This is a genomic window from Bosea sp. 685 (genome assembly GCF_031884435.1).
Classification (GTDB): Bacteria; Pseudomonadota; Alphaproteobacteria; order Rhizobiales; family Beijerinckiaceae; genus Allobosea.
This window is the reverse complement of the sequence record NZ_CP134779.1, coordinates 5,963,779-5,984,695: the sequence shown is the minus strand read 5'-3', so window position 1 is coordinate 5,984,695 and position 20,917 is coordinate 5,963,779. Positions and strand designations below refer to the sequence as shown.

Below are 20,917 nucleotides of genomic sequence, written 5' to 3'. Positions count from 1 at the left end.
GGTTTGCTACGAAGAACGACGCCGCAGTCGCGCAAAAGCGCCGCGCCCTGCGGGTGAGGTGAAAACGGCGGAGCTGCAGCGTCGCATCGCTTGCCGATACCGATGGTATCGCCTGCGCAATGCTCCTCCCATCTCCGCCGTTTTGACCTCATCCCATCGGCCCCATGGTTCATAACAGCCTCTAGGCAACCTGCCCGGGATCAAGACTGTCGCATCCGCTTCGGCGCATTATAGTCCGCTCTCGATTCACAAAGCGGGAGTGGACCATGCGGGTGGCGATTGTTGGTGCGGGAGCGATCGGGGGCGTCATCGCCTGGCATATGGCCAAGGCGGGGCAGCGTCCGCTCATCGTGGCGCGCCCGGCGACGGCAGCCCTGCTCGCCTCCGACGGCCTGATCCTTGAGACCGCGTCATCGGCCGAAACACTGTCCGTCAACGCTACGGCCGATCCGTCCTCGGCCGGCGTGCAGGATCTCGTTCTGGTCGGCTACAAGGCGCATGACTGGCCGACGGGCCTGGATCTGGTGACGCCCCTGCTCGGGCCCGGGACGATCGTGCTGCCGATGCTGAACGGCATTCCATGGTGGTACCTGGATGGGCTGGACGAGGGATTCGGCGATCGGAAACTGACCTCCGTGGATCCCGAAGGCGCGATCGCGGCGGCGCTCCCGACCACCCAGGTTCTCGGCTGCGTCGTCTATGTCGGCGCCAATCGCCCGGCGCCGAACCGTATCGCCTGGAACGGCCGCAAGCGCCTGGTCATCGGCGAACCCCTAGTGCCGACGAGCGCCAGGCTTGCCGATGTCGTGGCGTTCCTGAAGGCGGGCGGCATCGACGCCGAGCCGAGCGCGGACATCCGAAGCGCGGTCTGGCACAAGCTCCTCGGCAATGCCGCCTATAATCCGATTTCGGCCGTGACGGGGGCGACGATCGACGCCATCGTCGGCGACCCCGCGCTCCGGCGCGTCGCCAAGTCGATCATGGCGGAATGCGTTGCCGTTGCCGCAGCGCTCGGCATCGAGGACAGGCCCGATCTCGAAGTGCGTCTGGAGCTTCCTCCCACCCTGGTCGGCGTCAAGACCTCGATGCTGCAGGACATGGAGGCTGGCCGGCCGCTGGAATTGGGTGCGATCGCAGGCGCGGTCGCCGAGCTCGGCCGAAGGGCCGGCGTTCCCACTCCGCTGATCGACTGCGTCGCGGCGCTGGCGGGGAATGCCTGGCGGCAGAGATGGGGGGCAGCGGGCTGATCGGAGCGCGCCTGCTTTTCGTCTGATCGAGGCCAAAAGCACCAGGTTGTCATCAATCTGTCGTCGCCGGCTTTGCAGATGCGCCGCTTGTCACGAGGTCGTGTCGATCGGTTTTATGCATGTTTCGGTTCCTGGCCCTGCGCGCGGGGCGCGCCATCCTCACGCTCCTCATCTGCGTCTCGGCGGTCTTCATCGCGCTGCGCCTGGCGGGCGACCCCGCCGACATCATGCTCTCGATCGACACGCCGCCGGATGTGCGCGCTTATTACCGCGACCTCTGGGGTCTCGATCAGCTGCTCCACCAGCAATATCTGCGCTATCTGCTCAGCGCTGCCAGGGGTGATTTCGGCGCCTCCTTCGCCGATGATCGGCCGGCTTTCGCCGCTGTTCTCGAGGCCCTGCCGAAGACGGCGCTGCTCGGGACATCCGCGCTCCTGCTGGCCTTGCTGGTCGGCCTGCCGCTCGGCATCCTGGCGGCGCTGCGGCACAACAGCGTCATCGATAGGCTGGCAATGGCCTCGGCCGTGTTCGGTTATGCCATCCCGATCTTCTTTCTCGGCATCCTGCTGATCCTGCTGTTCGCGCTGAAACTGCGCGTCCTGCCCTCGGCGGGGTCGGACACACCGGCCCATCTCATCCTACCAATGGTGACGCTCGGACTGCCGCTGGCGGGCCGGCTCGCCCGCTTTTCGCGAACCTCGACGCTGGAGGTGCTCGGCAAGCCCTTCATCCGCGCGGCGCGCGGGCGTGGCGTGATGCCCCTCAGTGTCATCATCCGCCACGCTTTGCCGAATGCGTCGGTGCCGCTTTTGATGTTCCTCGGCATCGAGATCGGCGGGATTCTCGCCGGCAGCGCCGTGGTCGAGACGATCTTCGCCTGGCCCGGCGTCGGCCGTTTGCTGGTCGATTCGGTGGCGACGCGTGATCTTGCCGTGGTGCAGGCCGTGATCCTCACCATCACGGTCATCATGATCTCAGCCAATCTGCTCGTAGACATCCTGCATATCCTGATCGACCCCCGTTTGGGCGGCTTCCGGCAGGCTGGGGGAGCACGGGCATGACGGTGGGGCTCGATAGCGCGGCTCTCGCGCCGCGGCCGCTTCGCGCCCGCCCAGCGCGGGCGGCGATGTCGCCCATCGTCAAATTATCGGCGGCGTTCCTCCTGCTCACCGTGCTCGTCGCGCTGCTTGCCGACTGGCTGGCGCCGATCCACTTCACCACTCAGAACCTCGCCGCGCGTTTGCGCCCGCCTTTGTCCGAGGGCGGTGGCATGACCTATTGGCTCGGCACCGACCAGCTCGGGCGCGATATCTTGAGCCGGTTGATCTTCGCCATCCGCACCTCGATCCTGATCGCGGTGCTCGGCACCTTGATCGGGGCGGTCTTCGGCACGCTGCTCGGTTTTGTGGCGGCGCGATTCAAGGGGCTCGTCGACCAGGGCATCATGATGCTGGTCGATGCGCAGGCCGCGATCCCGGCGCTGTTCCTGGCGCTGACGATGCTGGCTTTCTTCGGCAACAACATCCTGCTCTTCATCATCCTGGTCAGCATCGATGGCTGGGATCGCTATACCAGGCTGGCGCGGGGCCTCGTCGTCTCCGAGCAGGAGAGCGAGTACATCAATGCGGTGGAGGCACTCGGCGCGCGGCCAGTGCGGGTGATCATGCGCCATCTCCTGCCCAACATCGTCGCGGCGCTGGTGGTGCAGGCGACGCTGAATTTTCCAGGCACGATCCTGCTCGAAACCTCGCTCTCCTTCCTGGGACTGGGCGTGCAGCCGCCGGGCACCTCGCTCGGCCTGATGCTGGGCGAGGGGCGGCGCTATCTGCTCAACGCCTGGTGGATCGCCGTCTTCCCCGGGCTCACGATCTTCCTGACGACCCTGTCGATGAGCCTGTTCGGCGATTGGCTGCGCGACAGGTTCGATCCCACGGTCGATCGCAGGTGAGGGCGGGATGATGCTGTCCGCACAATCGCCGGCTTCGCGACGCCCGCTCGTCATCGCTCATCGCGGCGGGGCGCTGCTCGCGCCCGAGAATACGGCCGAGGCCTTTCGGGCCGCAGCGGCTGCGGGAGCCGACATGGTCGAGACGGATCTGCGGCTGACAGTCGACGGTGCGCTCGTCTGCCTGCACGATGCCGATCTGAAACGCCTCTGCGGCGACCCCCGTGCGGTGGCGGAGATCGACCTCGCCACAATTCGCCGCCTGCTGCCCTCAGTGATGACGCTGCAGGACGCCATCGCGGCGTCGGCCCCCCTCGGGCTTCTGCTCGACGTGAAGCTGACCGAGCGCGCCGTCGTGCCGCGCATCCTGGCGGAGCTGAACGAAGCCGGCGCGGTTGGGCGCATACTGCTCGGTCTGCGCGATCTCGATCTCATCGCCATGGCGCGCGCTCGGACGAGCGAGGTCGCGTTGCTTGCTTTCGCTGCCGATCCTGACTCGGCGGCGATGGCTCGCGCCGCCGGCGCAAACTGGTTCCGACTATGGCAAGGCACTGCTACGGCCGAACGCGCGGCTGCAGTTCGGACTGAGGGCTTGAAGCTTGCGGTCATGGTCGGCCAGCCGCGTTCGGTGGCCTTGCCGGACTATCCGCCTTTCCCGGTCGGGCGGGTCGATCGTGACGGGCTCGACCGGCTGCTTGCTCTGTCGCCGGACGCGGTCCTGCTCGACGATCCGCGGCTGCTGGTCGAAGCCCTCGCCGGGCATGCCGATGTCACCGGATTGTCGCCTGGCTGAGGCAAGGCACGCATTCACCGTTCCACTGGTGCCGTCGCCGCACTGATCCTGTCGGCTTGGCCGCACCGGCTGTTCCAAGGATCCATAATGATCACGATATCTCGCCGCCGCTTCCTGGAGGGCGCGATCGCCACCCCCATCGCGCTGAACGCCCAGCCGGGCTTCGCCGCGAGCGAGACCCGCCCTAATTTCACCGTGGCTGTCGCCGATCTGCCGCCGACGCTGGAGCCGGCCCGCGAACTCACCAATGTCGGCACGCGCGTCACCTATTCGATCTTCGACACGCTGATCCGGCGCGATTTCCTGGGGACGGCCGATGGCGGCGGCTCGGAGCTCAAGCCGCATCTTGCCACCAAATGGGAGCGTGTCTCGCCGCAGGAATTGATCGTCACGCTGCGCCAGGGCGTGAAGTTCCATAATGGCGACGAGCTCACCTCCGAGGATGTCGCCTACACCTTCCGCGACGGACGGCTCTGGGGCGACAAGGCTCAGATCCCGGGCGGCAAGGCTTATTTCGGCGTGCTGGCCAGCGTCGAGCCGATCGACCGCTACAGCGTGCGTTTCCGCACCAGGACGCCCGACGTCCTGCTGGAGCAGCGGCTCGCCTCCTGGTGTGCCTGGATCGTCAACAAGCGCGCCTATGAGGCGATGGGCTTCGAGGCCTATTCGAGGAAGCCCGTCGCGACCGGCCCCTACCGGGTCGTGTCGCACAGCGCCGCCGACGCGACCGTGCTCGAAGCCTTCGACGATTATTTCATGGCCAAGCCATCGGCCAAACGCGTCATCTTCAAGCGCGTGCCGGAGCTGGCCGCCCGTGTCGCCGGCCTCGTGGCCGGTGACTACGACCTCATCACCAATATCCCGCCGGACCAGATGAGCATCGTCGGCGACTACAAGGACATCGATGTGCGCTCGGTCGTGCTGGCGAATGTGCATGTGCTCGCCTTCAACGACCAGGACAAGCTGCTCTCCGACAAGCGCATCCGCCAGGCGCTGGTCTGCTCCATCGATCGTCAAAAACTCGTCGATACGCTGTGGCAGGGCACGGCCCTGGTGCCGGCCAGCCACAACTTCCCCGAATACGGCCAGATGTTCGTCGAGGGGCGCAAGCTGCCTTATGACCCGGCGCGGGCAAAGGTGCTGCTGAAGCAGGCAGGCTACAAGGGCGAGCCGGTCGTCTACCGGACGATGGCCAACTACTACACCAACGCGCTCGAAGCCGCGCAGGTTCTGGTCGAGCAATGGAAGGCGGTTGGCCTCAACGCCTCGCTGCAGGTCGTCGAGAACTCGGCCCAGTTGCGCGGGGCCGGCTCGCAGATCTTCAACTGGTCGAACTCGACCCGCCTGCCCGATCCGCTCGGTTCGATCTGGGTGGCCTGGGGACCTGCCGGCGAGATCCAGGTCTCGAAGTTCTGGACCTCGGCGGGGGCCTTCAACAAGGCAGGCAATGCGCTCGAGGCGGAGGTCGATCCGGCCAAGCGCAAGGCCCTCTTTACCGAGATGCTCGACATCTGGGAGGACGAGGCGCCCGCCACGATCCTCTACCAGCCGAGCGAAGCCTATGCGATCAAGAAGTCGATCGCCTGGCGGCCGAACACCTTCTATTTCATGGATCTGCGGCCCGACAACCTGTCCTTCGGCCGCAGCTGAAGGCGGCGCCTACTGCCCGCCGCCCAGGATGAAGCGGCGGCCATCCTGCTCGACGATGTCGACATGCTGGCTGAAAGCGCCGCGACCGGCCGAATGGCGCGTGACGTGCGCCTCCTCGCGGGCGGGGCGGGCGAGGTTTCGGCCCTGCATGGTCTGCGCCGGGGCTATCCCGAGCAGGCCGAGCACGGTCGGGCCGATATCGATGATGCCGGCAGGCGCTGAGGACAGCGAGCCGCGCCCTTCCGCCGTCTCGGCTCCGACGATGAGCACGGTGTTGAGCTCGTGCGGATTGATGCCGCCATGCATGCCGCCGCCGAGCGGCACATCGCCCGGCGTCATCGTGCCCAGGCCCGGCAGGCCATATTGGTCGGCCGCGAGATCCGATTTCAGGATGAACATCAGGTCGGGCTGGCGCTCATGCCCATTGCCCATCAGCGCGAGGGACAGGGTGCCGTCGACGATGCCCTCGCCCTCGTTGCGGGCAGGCGAGAAGACATGCCCGATAGCCGGCTGCTCCATCAGCCAATGGGCGATGCGCTCAATGCCGTCGCGGTCGCCATTGAGGCGGCGGATCTCACCGCTGATGCCGCCGGTGGCGACGAAGGCCGCGCCATCGAACGCGTCGGGCTGCGCGACCGCAAAGCCTGCCTGGCGGGCGTCGTCGAAGAGCGGGTGGATGGCGCGGGTCGAGATCTGGCCATGGTCGGAGGCGACGATGACGGCGATGCGCTCCGCATCCGGCTGGGCCTCGACCCAGTCCAGTATGGCACCGAAGGCCTTGTCGGCTTCCTGCAGCCCGGCCTTAGCTTCAGGCGAACCGAGGCCCTTGTAGTGGAAGGTGGTGTCGGGCTCGTTGAACCAGACCAGCGCGACATCAGGCGCGAGCACCGGCAAGACATGCTCCACCATCAATCGCGCCGCGTAGCGCAATTCGCCCAGGCGCGGCATCTCGCGCTCCGGAAGCGGGCCGACCGTCTCCAGCGCCTCGGCTACCGCCTGGGGCGTCTGGGTGCCGTCGGCGCCATGCATCGAGAAGGTCCAGTGGCCGTTGTCGCGGGCGCGCGGGTTGATGAAATGCGCCGAACCGGGCGAACCCGTATGCACCACGCAGAGCCGTCGCCCGGCGCGGGCGAGAACGTCGCCAAAGGTGTCCACGTCGATGAGGCGCCCGCCATGATGGGCTTCGACGCGGCGAAGATGGTCGATCCGGCCGGTGTCGAAGACATGCTCGGGCATGGCGGCAGCATGGTAGAAGGCGTTGCCGACGATGCCATGCGCGGTCGGCGACGCGCCGGTGGCAATCGCACTCGTGCAGACGCGCGTCAGCGAGGGGAAGACGCTGCGCGCCTGCCGAAACCAGGTGCCGCGCGCCACCAGGCGCAGGATGTTCGGCGTCAGCTCGGGCGTCACCATGTCGGGCCGGAGACCGTCGAACACCGCCACGATCACTCGCTCGGCGGTCGCCTGTTCAGTCTGCGCCATCAGTCTGTCTCCGAAGGGTATGGAAGCGGTTCCTGCCGCACTTAGAGCAGGGTGCGAAAAAGTGGGAACCGGTTTTTCGCGTCCTGCTCTAGGCGGCTACGGCAACCGGGTTGTCGATGGCCGGCACGAGATGGCAGGCGGCGAGCCGCCCATCCGCCACGCGGCGCAGGGCCGGGGCCTCCGTCGCGCATCGCGCCATGGCGCGCGGGCAGCGCGGATGAAAGGCGCAGCCGCTGGGCCGGTCGACCGGGTTGGGCGGATCGCCCGACAGCACGATGCGCTCGCGCAGGCGCCGCCAGGGTGTCGGCACCGCCGAGACCAGCGCCTCGGTATAGGGATGGGCGGGCGCATGGAACAGCGCATCGGGCGGGCCCTGCTCGACGATGCGGCCGAGATACATCACGGCGACTTCGTCGGCGATCTGGCGCACCACCTTGAGGTCGTGGCTGATGAAGAGATAGGCCATGCCGAAGCGCCCCTGCAGATCCTGCAGCAGGTTGATCACTTGCGCCGCGACGGAGACGTCGAGCGCCGAGATCGGCTCGTCGCAGACCACGAGCCTGGGGTCGAGCACCAGCGCGCGCGCCAGCACCACGCGCTGGCGCTGGCCGCCCGACAATTCATGCGGATAGCGGTCGAACAGGTCGGGACGCAGTCCCACAGCCTCGAACAGCGAAAGCGCCCGCTCCTGTCGGGCGGCGGGCCCGGCTTCGAGAGTGTGGATCTGCAGCGGCTCGACGACCTGCTCGCCGACCGTCAGGCGCCGGTCGAGCGCCGCCAGCGGGTCCTGGGGGACCATCTGCATGGAACGGCGCATGGCGCGCCATCTGGCGTCGCGCACTGCCGTGACCGGCTCGCCGGCAAAATCGATCCGGCCGGACGAGGCCGCGAGCAGGCCCAGCACCAGCTTGGCCGTGGTCGACTTGCCGCAGCCCGACTCGCCGACAATGCCGAGCGTGCGGCGGGCATCGAGCGAGAAGCTGACCCCATCGACGGCGTGCAGCAGGCGTCGCTCGCCGCGCGCCCCGGAGGCGGGATAGTGCCGCGCCAGATCTTTCACCGTGAGAAGCGCGCTCATGACGACATCCCGACAAGCTCTTCCAGGCGCTGCTCACGCTGGCCCAAAGCCCGCTGCTCCGGGCTACCTTGCCAGGGCGGCAAGGCATCGAGCCGCAGGCAGGCGGATTGGCGGACGCCGCCCACTGGTGCGAGCGGCGGCGGCGCGACCTGGCAGATGGCGGCAGCAGAGCTGCAGCGCGGCGCAAACGCGCAGCCCGGCGGCATCGCATCGGGCGAGGGCACCGTGCCGGGCACCGGCGTCAGGCGCAGGCGTGGTCCCTCCAGCTCCGGCAGGGCGGCCAGCAGCCCGCGCGTATAAGGGTGGTGCGGCGGATGCAGCAACGTGGCGGTTGCGGCGGTTTCCACGACGCGGCCGGCATACATGACGGCGACACGGTCGCAGAGATCGGCCACGACGCCGAGATCATGCGAGATCAGTACGAGGCCCATGCCGGTATCGCGGCGGATGTCGCGGATGAGGTCGAGGATCTGGGCCTGGATGGTGGCGTCGAGCGCCGTCGTCGGCTCGTCGGCAACCAGCACGTCGGGCTCGCCGGCCAGCGCGATCGCGATCATCACGCGCTGGTTCATGCCGCCCGACAATTCGTGCGGGTATTGCCGCAGCCGGCGCGGCGCGTCGGCGATGCCGACACGGTCGAGCAGGCGTAGAGCTTCGGTCTGCCCGGCCGCGCCGGAGAGGCCGCGATGCAATCGCAGCGCCTCGCCGATCTGCGTGCCGATGCGATGCACCGGATTGAGCGAGCTTGTCGGATCCTGGAAGATCAGGCCGATCCTGCCGCCGCGAATGCGCGCGATCTCGCGCTCGCTAAGATGCGTGATATCCTGGCCCGATAGCAGAACCTTGCCCGAAGTCGCGGCGCCCTTGCCGAGAAGCCGCAAGGCCGCGAGCCAGGTGACGCTCTTGCCGCAGCCGGATTCGCCGACGATGCCGAGCGCTTCCCCGGGCGCGAGCGTGAGATCGACGCCATGCACGACACGGGTCGCGCCATGGCCGTTCAGAAACGAGACCGTAAAGGCCTCCAGCGCCAGCAGCGGCGGAGAAGGCGGGGCTGCGTCCCCCGGATGAGAGACCGCGGAGGGCCAGACGTCCTGCGGGATCGAGTGATGTGTGGGAGCGTCGCTCATGGCGGCCGAACTACGCATCGGCCGATGACCGTCCGATGACACTATCGTCACAGAAGGCTGATCAGGTCACGCTGCTCCGCGGGTTCGGCAGGAAACCTCGCTGAGCCTTCATCCTGAGAAGCCGCGCCGCGGCGATTCGAAGGATGAAATCTGCGTTTCAAGGCGGTGTTTCAGTAATCTCCAATAAACGGTGTCGCATGAAGAAATAATCGCTGCAGTATCGAATTATTTCGAGATGTATTCATCTGCGGGGGTTTCATCGCGTGTATCGCGGCGTTGAAAATTTCGAGCCATGCGTTGAGTGCGGCGACAATTCTGAAATTAAGCGGCTTTTCATCATTATTGACAAAGGTGAGGCGTTCCTGGGCGTGTCACGTCGCCCATTCAACAATGAGCCGCCTCATGAAGAAGCTCTTTCTATTTCGGCTGCCGATCGCGACTCGCCTGGCTATCGTCGGGGTCCTCATCGTGGGCGCGGCGGTTGCCGCATCCGTCCTGGTGTCGATCCATGCGGCCGACAAGGCGATGCGCGAGCGGGCGCAGTCCAGCCTCTCGGTCAACATCAACCTGCTGCGCGATATCCTCGTCGCCAAGGGCGAGCCGAAGCTGGAGGGCGACAAGCTCTATTTCGGCAATGAGCCGGTGAACGGCAATTTCGCCGCTGTCGACAAGGTCAAGGCGCTAGCCGGCAGTGTGGCGACGGTCTTCATGGGCGATGTACGCGTTGCCACCAATGTGCAGAAGCCCGATGGCTCGCGCGCCGTCGGCACCAAGCTCGCCGCCGGGCCCGCCTATGACGCTGTGTTCAAGGATCGAAAGACCTATTCCGGCGCGGCCGACATTCTGGGCCTGCCTTACTTCACGATCTATGAGCCGATCATCCAGAAATCGAACGACCAGGTCATCGGCATTCTGTTCGTCGGCATCAGGCAGGCCGACTTCCTGGTCGTGATCGATGAGATGATCTGGGGCAACGTGGTCGCCGGATTGCTGATCGCGCTGGTGGGCGGCGCCGTGCTGCTGCTGGTCCTGCGCCGCATGATGAAGCCGCTCGGCAGTCTGAAGGCCGCGATGCATCGGCTTGCCTCGGGCGATATCGAAGCGACGATCCCCGTCATCCGCAGCCGCGACGAGATCGCGGCGATGGCCGATGCGGTCGGTGTCCTGCGCAGCGCCGCGATCGAGAAGGCGGAGCTCGAAACCGCTGCCGCCGCGCAAGCGCGCCTGATCGAAGACACCCGCCACGCGACCGAGGCCGAGCGCCAGACGGGAGCGCAGCAGCAGCTCGAGCAGGCGAAGGAGCTGGAAAAGGTCGTCACGGAGCTGGCTCGCGGCCTCGCCGAATTGTCCTATGGCAACCTGACGCATCGCATCGAGATCGCTGTTCCGGCGGCCTATGAGCAGCTTCGCGACGACTTCAACACCACCGTCGACCGCCTGTCCTCGACGGTGCGGACGATCCAGACGACCTCTGCGGATGTCGGTCTGGCGGCGCGCGAGATCACCATGGGCGCCGATGATCTGTCGAAGCGCACGGAAGAGCAGGCGAGCTCGCTGGAGGAGACCGCAGCCACCACAGAGGAGCTTGCAGCCTCGGTGAAGGCCTCGGCCCAGGCCTCGAAGCAGGCGGCCGCGATCGCGACCGAAGCGATGCAGGCGGCGCAGTCGGGCGGTGCGATCGCGACCGAGGCCGTGGCTGCAATGGCGCGCATCGAGAGCGCCTCGCAGAAGATCTCCGACATCATCCGGGTGATCGACGACATCGCCTTCCAGACCAATCTGCTGGCGCTGAACGCGGCGGTGGAAGCGGCCCGCGCCGGCGATGCCGGCAAGGGCTTTGCCGTGGTGGCGTCCGAAGTGCGCACGCTGGCGCAGCGCTCGGGCGCTGCCGCCAAGGACATCTCCGGCCTGATCTCCTCGTCCAACGCAGAGGTCGGCGCCGGCGTCACGCTGGTGCGCCAGGCCGGCGACGCCCTGACCCAGATCCTGGCCGCCTCGCAAAAGGTCGCGGCCACCATCGCCGAGATCTCGGCGGCGTCTGGCGAACAGGCCAATGGCATCGACGAGATGAGCCAGGCTGTCGCCCATCTCGACGAGATGACGCAGGCCAATGCGGCGCTCTCCGAACAGAGCGCGGCCTCGGCCGGTTCACTCTCGGGCCGCATCGGTGAGCTCAACGAGCTCGTCGCCGCCTTCAGGACGGGTCCTGAGGGTGCAGCCGCCTCATCGGCCAGCTACGCCCAGGCTCCGGTGAGGGCGGCCCCGGCCGGCACGGCTTCCGAGCCCGCGCGCCTGCGCAAGCTTGCTGAGGCCGCCTTCGGGCAAACCAAAGTGCCGGCACCGGCACCTCGAGCCCAGGCCGCTGCGCCAGCGTCGCGCGCGCCGGCCAAGAAGGTTGCCAACAGCCGCGGCGGTGACGCCGGATGGGAAGAGTTCTGAGCGAACGCGGCGCCCTCAGGCCCGCCCCTTCAAGGAACCCAGGGCTGCGAGGGCGGGATCGCCGGGAAGCTGTCCTCGATCACGCCGTAATGCGCGTCACGCGGGATATTCGCCGCTCCGCCCTGGATCGGCACGATGTCCTGCGGACAGGCGGAGAAGGCGACCACGCAGTCCATATCGGCGCGCAAGCTGATGTAATCGCCCGCCCGGCCCGGTGTCGGTGCGGTCTTGAGGCTGCGCCCATCGGCCTGCACGGCGATGTTCATGAAGATGTTGAACGAGGCCAGGATCGGCCTCGGCGCCGTCAGGCCGATCTCCGCGAGGCCTTCGAACATGTTGTCCAGGCAGTTGCGGTGATAGCCCTCGACGCCGAGGCGGCGATAGCGATGGCAGTCGCAGGCCGCCATGAAAGTATCGTGAATACCGGGCGAGGTATCCTCGACCAGCGTCAGGATCGGGTTGCGGTAGTTGCTGACGAAGCTGTCGCCGATGATCGGGTTGAGCCGCTGGCTCCAGACGCGGCTTGCCTCCATCGACATGTGCTCGTCGAGATCATGGGTGTTCCAGGCCCAGCAATCGACGACCTGGGTGCCATGGGTGTTGATCAATCGCACGGTCTGGCCGGCCTTGAGCCGCAGCGCCTTGCCATGGCCGGCGGGAATGGTCGTCATAAGCAGGGACATGTCGCGCGTCATTCCACCGTGAAATGCGCTTCGGTCGGCATATGGCCGACGCCGTTGATCGGCAGGATATCCTGCGGGCAGGCGCTGAAGGCGATGACGAGGTCCATCTCGGCGCGCAGCGCGACGTAGCTGCCGGGCGTCGAGACCGGCGCCTCGAAGGAGAGCGAGCGGTCGGGCTTGACCGGAATGTTCATGAAAAGGTTGAGCGGGCTCGGCGTCTCCGGCGCTTCGAGCCCGATTTCGCGCATCGCGGCGTGGAGATTGTCCTCGCAATTGTCGTGATACGCCTCGACGCCGAGGAATTTGTAGCGATGGCAGTCGCAGGCGGCCATCAGGGTGTCGTGGATCCCGCCGGAGGTATCCTCGACGAGCGTCAGGATCGGGCGGCGCTTGTTGCTGCGCATGATGTCGCCGACGATCGGGATCGTCTTCAGCATATGCGGCCGGCTGTGTTCCATCGACATGAATTCCTTCAGGTCCTGGGCGTTGAAGGCCCAGGTGTCGACGACCTGGTCGCCATGGGTGTTGATGACCTTGACGATCTGGCCTTGCCTGACATGGGCGGCTTTGCCCCGGCGGGCGGGAATGGTGACGGCACTCGACATGGCGTGATCTCCTTCTCGATGGATCAACGGGTTTTGAGGCGGTCGCGCCAGCGCGGCTGGGCGCAGATCTCGCCGAGAAAGCCGATCACGACGAGCGCGCCGAGATAGGCGGTGACGCCGGTCCCGACATCGAGCGGCGGGTTCACCTCGACGAAGTCGAAACCGACGACCTCGTTGCGCTCGGCGACCGCTTTCAGCGTGTCGCGCAGATCGGGATAGCTCATGCCGTCCGGCTCGGCCGAGACGCAGCCCGGCACCAGCGACATGTCGAGCGCGTCGACATCGATGCTGACATAGACCGGCGCTCCTTCCGGCAGCAGCGCTGCGATGCCGGCGGGGCCGAGCGCGCGGACTTCGTGCATCGGCACGACCCGGTTGCCGCCCGCCTCGATATCCTCATGCTGCTTGCGGGCGCTGCGCAGGCTGCGGATGCCGATCTGGGTCAGGCTGAGCGCGGTATCGAGCGCCGCGACATGGCGGAAGGCATGGCCATTGGTGTAGCGCAACCCGTTGGCCTCGTCGGCATAGTCCATATGCGCGTCGAAATGCAGGACATGCACGGGCCGGTCATAGGCGCGGAAGATCGGGTAGGTGATCGAGTGATCGCCGCCGAGCACGACGGGAAGTGCGCCGGCGTCCAGCGCCTTGCGGACGGTGGCGGTGATGTTGGCGAAGCTTTGCTCGACATTGGTGGGCGCGATATCGACATCGCCGAGATCGGCGATCAGCCCCTTCGCCAGCTCCTCCGTCAGGAAGTCGCGCCGCGTCGCCGGATCGTAGATTCCGCCGGTGAAGCGCAGCGAATGCTCGCGTAGGGCGCGCGGGCCTAGCCGGCTGCCCGGCAGGAAGGGCGAACCCTCGTCGAAGGGCACGCCGATGATGGCGATGGCGGCATCCAGCTGATCAAGGTCGGTGACGACCGGCGCGCGCAGGAAGGAGGGGATGCCGACATAGGGCCTGTCGATGCGGCTCATGATGGGTGTGTCTCCAGCGCGGCTCGTCCGGAGCCGATCAGGTCGAGGAAGGCGGCGACGCGCGGGTCCGCTGGCCGGTTCATGACTTGCGCCGCGGGACCGTCCTCGATGATGCGGCCCTTGTCCATGAAGGCGATGCGGTCGGCGACATGGGCGGCGAAGCCGATCTCATGCGTCACCACCAGCATGGTCATGCCGGTGCCGGCGAGCTCGCGCAGCAGGGCGAGGACCTCGCCGACGAGCTCCGGATCGAGCGCCGAGGTCGGCTCGTCGAACAGCATCAGGGCCGGGTCCATCGCCAATGCGCGTGCAATGGCGACGCGCTGGCGCTGGCCGCCGGACAGCGCATCGGGATAGTGCTGCGCCTTGTCGGCGAGGCTGAGGCTGGCGAGCAAAGCGCAGGCACGCTGCGTCGCGTCCTCGCGTGGTCGGCCGAGCACGACCATTTGCGGCCGGATGACGTTCTCGATCGCGCTCAGATGCGGCCAGAGGTTGAGCTGCTGGAACACCATGCCGATACGCGGGCGCATGGCGTCGATCTGCCGGCCGCCATGGCGCCGGACGACGGTGCCGTTGGTCTCGCGCCCGAACGGCTTGCCCTCGATGGTGATGAAGCCGTCATCGGGCTGCTCAAGCCAGGTCAGGCAGCGCAGCAAGGTGCTCTTGCCGCAGCCGCTCGGGCCGATCAGCGCGACGACCTCGCCCTTGGCGATGTCGAGATAGACCTGGTCCAGCGCGGTCGTGCCGCGAAAGCGTTTGGAGAGCCCGGAGACACCGAGGACGGGAGGGGCGTTCATCGCACGGGCCTCCTGTCGAAGGAGAGGAACTCCGCGGCGAGCGGGTTGCGGATGATCGTCTCCTGCTGCGCCTGGCCGACGCGGGCCTCGAGCAGCCCGGCGAGCCAGGCCACCACCATGGTGATGGCCCAGTAGATCAGCGTCACCGCCGCGAAGACTTCGAAGGGCGCGAAGGTGTTCCCCTGCACGATCAGGCCCTGATAGGTCAGCTCGGCCACCGTGATCGAGCTCAGCACAGAGGATTCCTTGATCATCGTCAGCGTCATGTTGGTGGAAGGCGGCACCAGGCTGCGCAGGATCTGCGGGGCGATGACGTGCCGCATCGCCTGGAGCGGCGACATGCCGACGACGCGCGCCGATTCGAACTGGCCGCGCGGCAAGGCAAGGATCGCGGCGCGGATGATCTCGGCATAATAGGCGCTGGCGAAGAGGCCGAGCGCGACCGTGCCGGTGACGAAGGCCGGCAGCCTGATGCCGGCAAAGGGCAGGCCGTAATAGACCAGGAAGAGGATGATGATGAAGGGGATGCCGCGCAGGACCCCGACATAGGCAGCAACCAGGATGCGCACCAGCCGGTTGGGAATCTGCGCGATCAGCGCCACGACGATGCCCACAGTATAGCCGAGCACGAAAGCCATGGCGGTGATCTGGATCGTCAGCCAGGCGCCCTGCGCGAAAAGCGGCCAGTACTGGACGAGGATCGAGGGGTCGAACGCCATGATTCACCCCCTCCTGACGGCGAGCCGGGCTTCGGTCAGCGAGCCGGCGGCGATCACGACGAGGTTCATCAAGAGGAAGATCAGGGCCGCTCCGGCGAGCGTTTCGAACGGCCGGTAGCTCGCGCTGGCGATCTGCTGGGCGGTGCGCAGCACATCGACGACGGTGATGACCGAAAGCAGGGCGGTGCCCTTCACCACGATCGTGATCTCGTTGATCAGGACGGGCAGGATGCGCCGGAACAATTGCGGCAGCACCACGCTTTGCCAGATTGCCCGTCGCGGCAAGGAGAGCGCGGTTGCCGCCTCGATCTGCCCGGGATCGATGGTCTGAAGTCCGCCACGCATCATCTCGGTGATGAACATCGAACTGTTCAGCGCGATCGCGGCGATACCCGCGGCCTCGGGCGACAGATCGAGGCCGATTGCGGGCAGGACATAATAGAACAGGAAGATCTGGATCAGCAGCGGCGTGCCGCGGATGAAGCTGATCAGAAACGCGATGATCGCGTTGACCGGGGCGATCTTGAAGGAGCGCAGGATGGTCAATGCCGTGCCGCCGAGGACGGCGATCACCACGATGATCGCGGCGAGACGGGCGTTGACGAGAGCGGCGGCAAACAGCGTGGGCAGGACCGAGAGCAGATAAGCGAATTGAAACGACAAGGCTGCGCTCCCGATCCTGCTGGACAGCGCGTCAGACTGCGCCGGGCGGAAGATAGCCGCTATCGGGGATGTCCATCTTGAAGCCGAACCATTTCTCCTGCAGCGCGGCGAGGCGGCCATCGTCGCGCATCTTGCGGATGACGCTGTTGATGAAGTCGCGCAGCTCCTTGTCGTCGGGCCGCGTCACCCAGGCGAGATAGGTATAGGGGCTGCCGGCGGTGACGGGCGCGAGCAGCGCGAAGGTGTCGGGCTTTTCCTTGACCAGCACGGCGAGACTGGGAAGGGACTGGATCACGGCGTCGACCTCGCCGCTGGCGAGCGCGACATAGCTTTCGGTGAAGGCCGTGAAGAGCTTCAATTCCTTGAAGCCCGCACCGCCGGCGGCCTTGAGCTTGGCGTCCATGGCGCGCGAGGTCGGCTCCGTCGAGGAGGCAAGCTGGGTCGCGACGACCTTGCCGTTCAGATCCTCGATGACCTTCATCTTGTCGCCCTTGCGCATCATCGCATAGGGCACGCCATTGGCGATCGGCATCGTGTAGGCGTAGCGCTTGGCCCGCTCCTCATTGATGCCGACGGTGGTGGCGACGAAGTCGAACTTGCCGGCGAGAACGCCGGGCAGGATGCCCTGCCAGGGCAGGTCGAGCTGATTGACCTTGACGCCGAGCTCCTTGACGATCTCGACGAGGAGATCGCTGCCATAGCCGACGATCTTGCCGTCCTTGACGAATTCGAAGGGCGGGAAGGCGGCCTCGGTGCCGACAGTGACGGTGCCCAGGCGCTTGATCTTTTCAAGCGTCGTCTCGGCGAAGGCGAGGGAGGGCGGCAGCAGCCCGGCGAGCGCCGTGCCCCCCGCCATGATGCCGAATTGCCTGCGGCTCGGATGCGACATGATGCTGCTCCTCTGAGGGCCAGAGCGCTCTGGCGTGGTGGCGGAAAAGGCGTCGGCTGGGCGTAGGCAGATTTGCGGCCGCTGCCGGGGTCAGAGCGGAGGCGCGTCGAAATAATCGGCCCGCACGGCGGCCCCGATCAGGTTCACGATCAGGCGGCCGGCGACGATGCTGGTGATGTTGTTCACATCGGCGGAGGGGGTGATCTCGACGATATCCATGCCGAGCACGCGGCCCTTGCGGACCAGGCCATGGATCAGCTTGCGGACCTGATGGAACAGCAGGCCGCCCGGCGCCGGGCCTTCCACGGCCGGCATCACGGAGGGGTCGAGCCCGTCGGCGTCGATGGTGATGTAGTAGCGGCCACCATCGGGGATGCGGTCGATGATCGCGTCGATGCCGGCGTCATGCACCTCGAAGGCCGGGATGATGTTGGCGCCATAGGCGCGCGCCGCCGCGACCTCCTCGCTGCGGGCGCTGCCCTGGGCGCGGATGCCGATCTGGAAGATCTGGTCGATATGCGCCATCTCGGAGGCGCGCCGGATCGGGCTCGACAGCCCGTCATGCACGCCGTTCACATGTTCGCGCCAGTCGATATGGGCATCGACCTGGATCAGCGTCACCGGTCCTTCGCCGTCGAGCGCGCGGAAGATCGGGATCGGGATGCCGTGATCGCCGCCGATCGTGATCGGCATGGCGCCGGCCTTCAGGACCTTGCGCACGGCGGCCTCGGCGCGCCCGAAATGGCTCCTGTGATCATGGATGTCGAAGGGCACATTGCCGATATCGACGACCTTGAGGGCGCGGTCGGCATAGATCGGGCCGCCGACATCGAAATCATAGCGCTCCAGGCTGCGGCAGACGCGGTCGGTCACGCTCCGGACGGCATCGGGCGCTCTGGTCTGATCGTTCGAGACCGCATGCGGCTCATAGGCGTTGCCATAGGGCATGCCGATGATGGCGATATGGGCGTCCAGCGTGTCGAGGTCCGTGACCAGGGGAGACCAGAGGAAGGTCTGGTGCCCGGGCTTGGGCGGCACAGTCAGGGGCAGGGTCATATGCGCTGGAGCCTTTCGGATCGCCCGATCAAAAGCTGTGCACAAGCGTATTATTTGAGCTTACATTTGATCGATTAAACATCATCCTCAGCAGGTTATGGGTTGAGGGCTGGTTGCCGCAATTGCAATCTGAGAAACCATGGTTGTGGTTTGTGCAACATGAACATCAGGATGCACAAAGAGATTGCCAGTATAACCGAAGCTGATCTTCGGTTGATGCGGATATTTCGCGTCGTTGCTGAGTCAGGCGGCCTGACTGCTGCCGAAACCAAGCTCCATATGGAGCGTTCAACTATCAGCCGTCACATCAAGGCTCTGGAGGAACGTCTCGGCGGCCAGCTCTGCATGCGCGGGCCGGCGGGGTTCGAGCTGACCGAGCTCGGCCGCACGACCTTGCGCGCCTCGATCACCGCCTGCGACACGCTCGACCATGTCCGCGACGAGCTGAACCTCGCCCGCAGCGTCATGACGGGCGATCTGATGATTGGCCTCGCCGATAACTGCCTCAGCAATCCCCGTGCGCGCATCGTCTCGGCTGTCGCCGCCTTCCGGCTGCAGGCGCCCGGCGTCCGGCTGCATATGTCGATCCGCCCGCCGGCCCAGCTGCTCGAAGATCTCGCGACGCGCCATCTGCATCTCTGCGTTACGGGGATGCCGGGCGAGCACGGGAAATTCACCCTCCAGCACATCTTCGACGAGGAGTTCCGGCTCTATGTCGGTGGCGGGCCCGACGATCCGGCGCCGCATATCGGCGAGTTGGAGCGTCTCGGCTATGTCCTCGTCACGCGCGACGGCGACCCCCGGCCCCGAGCCCTGGCGACGCGGTTGAAATTGACCCGGCAGGCTGTGGCGTCGGGCCTAGAGGCGGTGGCGACCTTTCTCGCCGCCGGCGGTTTCGTTGGCTTTCTGCCGGCGCATTACGCTTCGGAGCTGTCGCAAAGCTACCGTCTGCGCGAGGTCGCGGGCGCCGGGCCGGTTTTCTACAAGACGCAGTTCTTCCTGGCCTATGAGAAAAGCCGGCCCTTGTCCTCGCCCGGCCGGCTCTTCGCCAATCTCCTCATCGCCGCGCATGAGGGCGGCTTTGCTGGCGAGGCGGCGGACATGTGCTCGCCGGCGCTCGCGCCTGGTCGGCTCAGCGCTCCAATCGCGGTGGCCTAGGGCATCGGCCCGAAAAGTGGGAACCGGTTTTCGGGACAAGCCGATGCAAGATCAAAGGCTTGTCCCGGGCCGCGCCGCTCAGGCCGCGCGGGTCATGGCGCGCGGGCTGGCCACGTGTTCCTTCAGGACCGTGCCTGTGGGGTCGACCTCCTGGAGCCGGACATCATAGCTCCAGAGATCGGCAATGTGCTGGAGCACATGCGTCGCGGCCGTGTCCTGAAGCAGGCATCCATTCACGACGGTATGACGCAGAAGCAGGCGCCGGTCGCCGGCGAGGTCGACATCGACGACCTCGATATTGGGGTCGGTCCAGCTGATGTCGTATTCGCGGGCGAGCTGGCGGCGGATTCGGCGATAGCCGGCCTCGTCATGGATCGCCTCGACCACCACGCCTTCGGTCCGCGCCGGGTCGTCGCAAATGTGGAACATGCGCATCTGCCGCATCAGGCGCGGGCTCAGGAACTGGCTGATGAAGCTCTCGTCGCGGTAATTGGCCCAGATGTCGCGCAGGACGGCCATCGCGTCCCCGCTGCCGGCGATATCGGGAAACCACTCGCGATCTTCCGCTTCGGGATTGGTCACGATCCGTTCCAGGTCCTGCATCATCGCGAAGCCGAGCGCATAGGGATTGAAGCCGGGAAACCTCGGATGGTCGAAGGCTGGCTGAAACACGACATTGGAATGCGAGGTGAGAAATTCGAGGAAGTTGCCGTCGCTGATCGCTTGCTTCTCGTGCAGCCGCGTCATGATGCGGTAATGGACATAGGTCGCGGTGCCCTCGTTCATCACCTTGGTCTGTCGCTGCGGATGAAAATACTGCGCGACATGACGCACGATCCGCAGGATCTCGCGCTGCCAGGCCTGCAGGCGGGGGGCGGATTTCTCCAGGAAATAGAGCAGATTGTCCTGCGGTAGCCCAAGCACGGTGCGGCGCCGCTCGGCGCCGAGATCCAGGGCGCTCTTGCTGGGGCCGGCCGGCACGGTGCGCCAGAGGTCGTTGAAGATCTGCTCCTCATGCGCACGGCGCTCGCGCTCGCGCCTTTCCTCCTGGCGCAGGTCGAGCTTGCTCTTGCCGGGATAGCGGTGGACGCCGTGGGACATCAGCGCGTGCGCCGCGTCCAGCGTCCGCTCGACGGCCGCCTGGCCGTGGCGCTCCTCGCAGCGCGCGATATAGCCCTTGGCGAAGTCGAGATAGTCGAGGATGCCTTCCGCGTCGGTCCAGGTCTTGAACAGATAGTTGTTCTTGAAGAAATGGTTATGGCCGAAGGCGGCATGCGCGATGACCAGCGTCTGCATCGTCGCCGTGTTCTCCTCCATGAGGTAGGACACGCAGGGCGAGCTGTTGATGACGATCTCGTAGGCCAGATCCCTCAGGCCTTTGCGGTAGAATGCCTCGTGATGGGCGAAATGCTTGCCGAAGGACCAATGCTTGTAGAACAGCGGCATGCCGGTGGAGGAGTAGGCGTCGAGCATCTGCTCGGCCGTGATGACCTCGATCTGGTTCGGGTAGACATCCAGGCCGAGTTCGGAGAGCGCGATCTCCTGGCAGGCGTCGTGGATCCGCTGGAGCGTGGTGAAGCTCCAATCAGCTCCCTCGAAAAGCGGTTCCATC

The 20,917-nt window shown here is 66.2% G+C and carries 19 protein-coding genes; 7 read left to right on the top strand and 12 right to left on the bottom strand.

The window, feature by feature from the left end; all coding sequences use genetic code 11:
• Window positions 1–266 precede the first annotated feature (266 nt).
• The 5 genes from RMR04_RS29135 (at window position 267) to RMR04_RS29115 (ending at window position 5,635) form a co-directional block, all read left to right on the top strand.
• Window positions 267–1,247: a ketopantoate reductase family protein gene (locus RMR04_RS29135; protein WP_311911995.1), complete on the top strand. Its 981-nt coding sequence runs from the start codon at window positions 267–269 to the stop codon at window positions 1,245–1,247.
• A 119-nt stretch (window positions 1,248–1,366) separates the two neighbouring features.
• Entirely contained in the window at window positions 1,367–2,308 is a 942-nt protein-coding gene (locus RMR04_RS29130; RefSeq protein ID WP_311911994.1) for an ABC transporter permease, read from the top strand.
• Window positions 2,305–3,195 carry an ABC transporter permease gene (locus RMR04_RS29125; protein WP_311911993.1) on the top strand — a complete coding sequence of 297 codons (891 nt, stop codon included), beginning with the start codon at window positions 2,305–2,307 and terminating at the stop codon, window positions 3,193–3,195. The genes RMR04_RS29130 and RMR04_RS29125 overlap by 4 nt, the downstream gene beginning before the upstream one ends.
• Before the next feature lie 7 nt (window positions 3,196–3,202).
• On the top strand, window positions 3,203–3,985 hold the full coding sequence (locus RMR04_RS29120; protein ID WP_311911992.1) for a glycerophosphodiester phosphodiesterase: 783 nt from the start codon (window positions 3,203–3,205) through the stop codon (window positions 3,983–3,985).
• A gap of 87 nt (window positions 3,986–4,072) precedes the next feature.
• Entirely contained in the window at window positions 4,073–5,635 is a 1,563-nt protein-coding gene (locus RMR04_RS29115; protein ID WP_311911991.1) for an ABC transporter substrate-binding protein, read from the top strand.
• Between the two features lie 9 nt (window positions 5,636–5,644).
• Here RMR04_RS29115 and RMR04_RS29110 read toward each other — a convergent pair whose 3' ends face one another.
• The 3 genes from RMR04_RS29110 to RMR04_RS29100 all read right to left on the bottom strand — a co-directional run bounded on the left by RMR04_RS29110 (window position 5,645) and on the right by RMR04_RS29100 (window position 9,322).
• Window positions 5,645–7,117: an alkaline phosphatase family protein gene (locus RMR04_RS29110; protein WP_311911990.1), complete on the bottom strand. Its 1,473-nt coding sequence runs from the start codon at window positions 7,115–7,117 to the stop codon at window positions 5,645–5,647.
• Between the two features lie 88 nt (window positions 7,118–7,205).
• Window positions 7,206–8,195, bottom strand: a complete 990-nt coding sequence (locus RMR04_RS29105) for an ABC transporter ATP-binding protein (protein ID WP_311911989.1) — start codon at window positions 8,193–8,195, stop codon at window positions 7,206–7,208.
• Window positions 8,192–9,322 (bottom strand): ABC transporter ATP-binding protein, encoded by a 1,131-nt coding sequence (locus RMR04_RS29100; RefSeq protein ID WP_311911988.1) that lies wholly within the window; start codon window positions 9,320–9,322, stop codon window positions 8,192–8,194. Before RMR04_RS29100 ends, RMR04_RS29105 begins: the two co-directional genes overlap by 4 nt.
• 402 nt (window positions 9,323–9,724) lie before the next feature.
• Here RMR04_RS29100 and RMR04_RS29095 point away from each other — a divergent pair, with 402 nt between their 5' ends.
• Window positions 9,725–11,761 (top strand): methyl-accepting chemotaxis protein, encoded by a 2,037-nt coding sequence (locus RMR04_RS29095; protein ID WP_311911987.1) that lies wholly within the window; start codon window positions 9,725–9,727, stop codon window positions 11,759–11,761.
• A gap of 29 nt (window positions 11,762–11,790) precedes the next feature.
• Here RMR04_RS29095 and RMR04_RS29090 read toward each other — a convergent pair whose 3' ends face one another.
• The 8 genes from RMR04_RS29090 to RMR04_RS29055 form a co-directional block, all read right to left on the bottom strand.
• The gene (locus tag RMR04_RS29090; RefSeq protein ID WP_311911986.1) at window positions 11,791–12,444 is read right to left on the bottom strand and encodes a DUF1989 domain-containing protein; all 654 of its coding nucleotides are present in this window, start codon (window positions 12,442–12,444) and stop codon (window positions 11,791–11,793) included.
• A gap of 8 nt (window positions 12,445–12,452) precedes the next feature.
• Window positions 12,453–13,049, bottom strand: coding sequence for a DUF1989 domain-containing protein (locus RMR04_RS29085; protein WP_311911985.1), 597 nt, complete (start codon window positions 13,047–13,049; stop codon window positions 12,453–12,455).
• A gap of 23 nt (window positions 13,050–13,072) precedes the next feature.
• Window positions 13,073–14,023, bottom strand: a complete 951-nt coding sequence (locus tag RMR04_RS29080; RefSeq protein WP_311911984.1) for an arginase family protein — start codon at window positions 14,021–14,023, stop codon at window positions 13,073–13,075.
• Window positions 14,020–14,820 carry an amino acid ABC transporter ATP-binding protein gene (locus RMR04_RS29075; protein ID WP_311911983.1) on the bottom strand — a complete coding sequence of 267 codons (801 nt, stop codon included), beginning with the start codon at window positions 14,818–14,820 and terminating at the stop codon, window positions 14,020–14,022. The genes RMR04_RS29080 and RMR04_RS29075 overlap by 4 nt, the downstream gene beginning before the upstream one ends.
• Window positions 14,817–15,539 carry an amino acid ABC transporter permease gene (locus RMR04_RS29070; protein WP_311911982.1) on the bottom strand — a complete coding sequence of 241 codons (723 nt, stop codon included), beginning with the start codon at window positions 15,537–15,539 and terminating at the stop codon, window positions 14,817–14,819. The genes RMR04_RS29075 and RMR04_RS29070 overlap by 4 nt, the downstream gene beginning before the upstream one ends.
• Window positions 15,540–15,542: 3 nt before the next feature.
• Window positions 15,543–16,202 (bottom strand): amino acid ABC transporter permease, encoded by a 660-nt coding sequence (locus tag RMR04_RS29065; protein ID WP_410492166.1) that lies wholly within the window; start codon window positions 16,200–16,202, stop codon window positions 15,543–15,545.
• Window positions 16,203–16,233: 31 nt separating this feature from the next.
• On the bottom strand, window positions 16,234–17,091 hold the full coding sequence (locus RMR04_RS29060; RefSeq protein WP_311911981.1) for a transporter substrate-binding domain-containing protein: 858 nt from the start codon (window positions 17,089–17,091) through the stop codon (window positions 16,234–16,236).
• Window positions 17,092–17,181: 90 nt separating this feature from the next.
• Window positions 17,182–18,147 carry an agmatinase gene (locus tag RMR04_RS29055; RefSeq protein ID WP_311911980.1) on the bottom strand — a complete coding sequence of 322 codons (966 nt, stop codon included), beginning with the start codon at window positions 18,145–18,147 and terminating at the stop codon, window positions 17,182–17,184.
• 159 nt (window positions 18,148–18,306) lie between these two features.
• Between RMR04_RS29055 and RMR04_RS29050 the strand changes: the two genes are divergently transcribed.
• On the top strand, window positions 18,307–19,305 hold the full coding sequence (locus tag RMR04_RS29050; RefSeq protein WP_311911979.1) for a LysR family transcriptional regulator: 999 nt from the start codon (window positions 18,307–18,309) through the stop codon (window positions 19,303–19,305).
• Between the two features lie 78 nt (window positions 19,306–19,383).
• On the opposite strand, the gene RMR04_RS29045 is transcribed toward RMR04_RS29050, so the two are convergent.
• On the bottom strand, window positions 19,384–20,916 hold the full coding sequence (locus tag RMR04_RS29045; protein ID WP_311911978.1) for a SpoVR family protein: 1,533 nt from the start codon (window positions 20,914–20,916) through the stop codon (window positions 19,384–19,386).
• Between the last annotated feature and the right edge of the window lies 1 nt (window position 20,917).

Coding starts and splice junctions, on each gene's coding strand:
- RMR04_RS29075 (WP_311911983.1), bottom strand. CDS start 14,820: ATGAACGCCCCTCCCGTCCTCGGTGTCTCCGGGCTCTCCAAACGCTTT.
- RMR04_RS29105 (WP_311911989.1), bottom strand. CDS start 8,195: ATGAGCGCGCTTCTCACGGTGAAAGATCTGGCGCGGCACTATCCCGCC.
- RMR04_RS29070 (WP_311911982.1), bottom strand. CDS start 15,539: ATGGCGTTCGACCCCTCGATCCTCGTCCAGTACTGGCCGCTTTTCGCG.
- RMR04_RS29085 (WP_311911985.1), bottom strand. CDS start 13,049: ATGTCGAGTGCCGTCACCATTCCCGCCCGCCGGGGCAAAGCCGCCCAT.
- RMR04_RS29135 (WP_311911995.1), top strand. CDS start 267: ATGCGGGTGGCGATTGTTGGTGCGGGAGCGATCGGGGGCGTCATCGCC.
- RMR04_RS29080 (WP_311911984.1), bottom strand. CDS start 14,023: ATGAGCCGCATCGACAGGCCCTATGTCGGCATCCCCTCCTTCCTGCGC.
- RMR04_RS29055 (WP_311911980.1), bottom strand. CDS start 18,147: ATGACCCTGCCCCTGACTGTGCCGCCCAAGCCCGGGCACCAGACCTTC.
- RMR04_RS29050 (WP_311911979.1), top strand. CDS start 18,307: ATGAACATCAGGATGCACAAAGAGATTGCCAGTATAACCGAAGCTGAT.
- RMR04_RS29090 (WP_311911986.1), bottom strand. CDS start 12,444: ATGTCCCTGCTTATGACGACCATTCCCGCCGGCCATGGCAAGGCGCTG.
- RMR04_RS29115 (WP_311911991.1), top strand. CDS start 4,073: ATGATCACGATATCTCGCCGCCGCTTCCTGGAGGGCGCGATCGCCACC.
- RMR04_RS29095 (WP_311911987.1), top strand. CDS start 9,725: ATGAAGAAGCTCTTTCTATTTCGGCTGCCGATCGCGACTCGCCTGGCT.
- RMR04_RS29125 (WP_311911993.1), top strand. CDS start 2,305: ATGACGGTGGGGCTCGATAGCGCGGCTCTCGCGCCGCGGCCGCTTCGC.
- RMR04_RS29100 (WP_311911988.1), bottom strand. CDS start 9,322: ATGAGCGACGCTCCCACACATCACTCGATCCCGCAGGACGTCTGGCCC.
- RMR04_RS29045 (WP_311911978.1), bottom strand. CDS start 20,916: ATGGAACCGCTTTTCGAGGGAGCTGATTGGAGCTTCACCACGCTCCAG.
- RMR04_RS29120 (WP_311911992.1), top strand. CDS start 3,203: ATGATGCTGTCCGCACAATCGCCGGCTTCGCGACGCCCGCTCGTCATC.
- RMR04_RS29130 (WP_311911994.1), top strand. CDS start 1,367: ATGTTTCGGTTCCTGGCCCTGCGCGCGGGGCGCGCCATCCTCACGCTC.
- RMR04_RS29060 (WP_311911981.1), bottom strand. CDS start 17,091: ATGTCGCATCCGAGCCGCAGGCAATTCGGCATCATGGCGGGGGGCACG.
- RMR04_RS29110 (WP_311911990.1), bottom strand. CDS start 7,117: ATGGCGCAGACTGAACAGGCGACCGCCGAGCGAGTGATCGTGGCGGTG.